Source organism: Okeania sp. SIO2B9 (assembly GCF_010672505.1).
Lineage (GTDB): Bacteria > Cyanobacteriota > Cyanobacteriia > Cyanobacteriales > Microcoleaceae > Okeania > Okeania hirsuta.
Genome location: NZ_JAAHGK010000681.1, coordinates 1 through 4,130, shown reverse-complemented (window position 1 = coordinate 4,130; position 4,130 = coordinate 1). Strand labels below are relative to the sequence as shown.

Sequence of the window (4,130 nt, the reverse complement as noted above, 5' to 3'; positions counted from 1 at the left end):
CGAGGAATGATAGTTGCTATTAAAGGGTTAGGCGGTTTTCATCTTGCTTGCGATGCCACTAATGAGGAGGCGGTGCAAAAGTTACGTCATCGCAAACGCCGTCCGGATAAACCTCTGGCTTTGATGGCGCGGGATATAGAGGTAATTTCTGAATATTGTCATATTACTGATGCGGAACAGAAATTATTGGAAAGTGTTGCTGCTCCTATTGTGTTGTTGCAGAAAACTATTGTACAACAGTTAGCACCTAGTGTTGCACCAGGACAAAATACTCTAGGTTTTATGCTTCCGTATACGCCACTGCATCATTTAGCGTTGCGTCGTTTAAATGTTCCCATAGTATTAACAAGTGGCAATTTTTCTGACGAACCTCAGTGTATTGATAATGAAGAAATGCGGGAAAAACTATCAGAAATTGCTGATTATTTTTTAATACATAATCGCCCTATTTTTAATCGGGTTGATGATTCTGTAGTGCGAGTTATTAAGGAAGTTCCTCAAGTTCTTCGTCGTGCCCGTGGTTATGCACCAGCACCGATTAATTTACCCCCAGGATTTGCAAATATTTCTCCGATTTTGGCTATGGGGAGTGAATTGAAAAATACCTTTTGTTTGTTGCGTGATGGGCAAGCTATTTTGTCTCAACATATTGGGGATTTGGAAAATAATTTGGCTGCTACAGCTTATGAAAAAACTTTAAATCTTTTTTTGGGTTTATTGGAGGCTGAACCGAATACAATTGTTGTGGATAAACACCCGGAATATTTATCAACAAAACTGGGAAAAGATTTGGCTGTAGGTAATGATTTAAAATTGATTGAAGTGCAGCATCATCATAGTCATATCGCAGCTTGTATGGCAGAAAATGGTTTAGATATTGATTGTAAACCAGTTTTAGGAATTGCTTTGGATGGGTTGGGTTATGGAGAGGATGGAAGTATTTGGGGCGGAGAATTTTTATTGGCAGATTATCGCGGGTTTGAAGGTTTAGGAACTTTTAAACCTGTGGCAATGATTGGAGGAGAAAAAGCTATTTATCAACCTTGGCGCAATACTTATGCTCATTTAGTAACTGCTTTTGGTTTAGATTTTCTTAAGGATTACGAAGATTTAGAATTATTTAATTTTTTCCAAACAAAACCTCTGGCCACCTTAAATCAAATGATGGAAAAAGGGATTAATTCTCCCCTAGCTTCTTCTTGCGGGCGGTTATTTGATGCTGTGGCTGCTGCGATTGGTATTTGTCGAGAATTTTGTAGTTATGAAGGCCAAGCAGCGATAGATTTAGAAGCTTTAGCAACAGAGTATTTATTAAATGATGCTAAAGAAATAGAAGGTTATCAATTTAATATGCTCAAGTTAGAGAAAGATAGTAAATTCCCTCTTACTTATCTGGTGCCACAGCCAATGTGGCAATCCTTACTGATAGACATAAAACAAAGTGCTTCTCCGGCTCTGATGGCAGCGAGGTTTCATCAAGGATTAGCGATCGCTATTTCTGAGATGGTGGCTGAGTTACATCAGAGTTGTGAGTTTAATCAAGTGGCTTTGAGCGGTGGGGTATTTCAAAATAAGTTGTTGCTTTCTGGAGTGAGCGATCATCTAATTAAAATGGGCTTGGAAGTGTTGACTCATAGTCAGGTTCCACCTAATGATGGCGGTTTATCTCTGGGTCAAGTTGTTATTGCTGCGGCTAGAATGGGAGTGCAAGACAAGGATTTTGCCACGGATGCGCGGATTTGAAAAAATTTTGATTAGTGAGCGATCGTCTAATTAAAATGGGGTTGGAAGTGTTGACTCACAGTCAAGTTCCACCTAATGATGGTGGTTTATCTCTGGGTCAAGTTGTTATTGCTGTGGCAGGGAGTAGGGAGTAGGGGAGCAGGGGAGTAGGGGAGTAGGGAGGTAAAATTAAAATATTACCTACACTATATTTATGCACTCTCTAGCAACTCAAAAATGGATAAAAAAATTTGTTTTGATTTTAATTAAACGTTGATTAATTTAAGAAAAATGTGTTTAGGAATTCCTGGTCAAATTATTGAAATAACGGATATTGTCAATAAATTGGCAACAGTTAATATTAGTGGGGTGAAACGAGAGGTGAATATTGCCTGCATAGTTGATGAAGAACATCCGGTTGAGTCTTGTGTTGGTGACTGGGTGTTAGTTCATGTTGGTTTTGCCATGAACCGTTTGGATGAAGAAGAGGCAGTAGAAACTTTGAAATTATTGCAGGAAGTTGCTGCGGTAATGAATTAAAACGTAGGTTGGGTTGAGTCCGCGAAACCCAACATATTTGGTCTATATATTTATTATTTATTATTAGGTTGGGTTGAAGCAGAAAGAAGCAGGATATCTATTATTTAGGAGTTGCACAGTGACGAATTATTTTAGGTTTTTGATGAAAATGATTTTGGATTTGATAATTCCTAGAATGATTAATTAATGGTTTTTTGAGTCAAAGTCTAAACTAATTTTTGGCGATATCATTCCATAATGTGCAACCCCATTATCTATATGTATATATAGCAATCAGGAATCAGATGTGACAATTTTATTACTTCGGTATTTCCCATTCCCTGTTCCCTAAAAATCTACTTTTACGACTTTTCGCTGTTCACTGCTATAGATATTTGTTGGGTGGCGCTACCGCTTAACCCAACCTACGGTGTTTTATACGAGATTTCAATTTTATTTATTTATATTAGGAGAAAATATATGAAATACGTTAAAGAATTTCGCGACCCCCACAAAGTGCAAGGTTTAGTTAAAGAAATTGATGAACTCAGCAAAAAATTAGGATACAATAGCGATCGCCCACTCAAAATCATGGAAGTTTGTGGTGGTCACACTCACTCTATTTTCAAATATGGCATTGAGGAAGTTTTACCTAATAATGTCGAACTAATACATGGCCCTGGATGTCCAGTTTGCGTGATGCCAAGAGGTAGATTAGATGACGCGATCGCTCTGGCGGAAAAACCCAACGTTATTTTTACAACTTTCGGCGATGCGATGCGGGTGCCGGGTTCTCAAAAAAGTTTGTTGCAGGCAAAAGCTCAAGGTGCAGATATTCGGATGGTTTATTCGCCCCTGGATAGTTTGAAGATAGCAAAGGAAAACCCAGAAAAAGAGATAATTTTCTTTGGTTTAGGTTTTGAAACTACTGCTCCCAGTGCAGCTTTAACTATTTTGCAAGCAGAAACGGAAGGTATTGAAAACTTTAGTATTTTCAGCAACCATGTTTTGGTTGTACCTGCTCTAGAAGCATTACTGAGTAACCCAGATTTGGAATTACAAGGTTTTGTTGGACCTGGTCATGTGAGTATGGTTATTGGTACTGAACCCTACCGGGTGATTTCCGAAAAATATCAGAAACCTTTGGTAGTATCAGGATTTGAACCTCTGGATATTTTGCAATCTATTTGGATGTTGCTGCAACAAATGCTGGAAGGTCGTTGTGAGGTAGAAAACCAATATAGTCGCGTGGTTAAAGAAGGAGGTAATAAGGTCGCACTGGAAGCAATGGGCAAAGTATTTGAAGTGCGGGATAAGTTTGAGTGGCGTGGTTTAGGAGACATTCCTGAGTCTGGGTTAAAAATTACTGATGCTTATGGCTGTTTTGATGCCGAAATTAAATTTTGTGTGCCTAACAAAAAAGTTGCTGATGCTAAAGCTTGCCAATGTGGGGAAATTCTCAAAGGTGTTTTGAAACCTTGGCAATGTAAAGTATTTGGTACTGCTTGTACTCCAGAAAATCCTATTGGCACTTGTATGGTTTCCTCAGAAGGTGCTTGTGCTGCCTATTATAAATATGGAAGGTTGTTTAAGAAGGAAGAGGGAAGAAGGAAGAAGGAAGAAGATAAGGTATTTAGTTTGAATATGAAATAAGGAAAAGTAAGGGTGCATCTCAATTTTGAATAAAGCCAAAAAATTATCACTTTTAGGCAACAGGCAACAGGCAACAGGGAATAGGGAATAGGGAATAGGGAATAGATAAGAAAAAAGTATTTTTGCAAATATGAGATGCACAAAAGTAATATAGAATAGGGGAAAAAGGTGTAAATTTGTTCCCATATTCTATATTACTTTTGTGCATCTCATATTTGCAAAAATACTTTTTTCTA

4 protein-coding genes are annotated in these 4,130 nt (G+C 38.0%); all 4 read left to right on the top strand.

Annotated elements, in window-relative coordinates:
- Nucleotides 1-1,743 (top strand): carbamoyltransferase HypF (gene hypF / locus F6K13_RS21535; RefSeq protein ID WP_287288331.1); only part of this gene is annotated, 1,743 nt, incomplete at its 5' end.
- 14 nt (nt 1,744-1,757) lie between these two features.
- Nucleotides 1,758-1,877 (top strand): hypothetical protein, encoded by a 120-nt coding sequence (locus F6K13_RS35860; protein ID WP_375339364.1) that lies wholly within the window; start codon nt 1,758-1,760, stop codon nt 1,875-1,877.
- 136 nt (nt 1,878-2,013) lie between these two features.
- Nucleotides 2,014-2,262 (top strand): HypC/HybG/HupF family hydrogenase formation chaperone, encoded by a 249-nt coding sequence (locus tag F6K13_RS21530; RefSeq protein WP_124144215.1) that lies wholly within the window; start codon nt 2,014-2,016, stop codon nt 2,260-2,262.
- Between the two features lie 459 nt (nt 2,263-2,721).
- Nucleotides 2,722-3,894 (top strand): hydrogenase formation protein HypD, encoded by a 1,173-nt coding sequence (gene hypD, locus F6K13_RS21525; protein WP_124144216.1) that lies wholly within the window; start codon nt 2,722-2,724, stop codon nt 3,892-3,894.
- Nucleotides 3,895-4,130: the final 236 nt, after the last annotated feature.

Excerpts from the sequence above, each read along its gene's own strand:
- F6K13_RS21530 (WP_124144215.1), top strand. The coding sequence starts at position 2,014 with ATGTGTTTAGGAATTCCTGGTCAAATTATTGAAATAACGGATATTGTC.
- hypD (WP_124144216.1), top strand. The coding sequence starts at position 2,722 with ATGAAATACGTTAAAGAATTTCGCGACCCCCACAAAGTGCAAGGTTTA.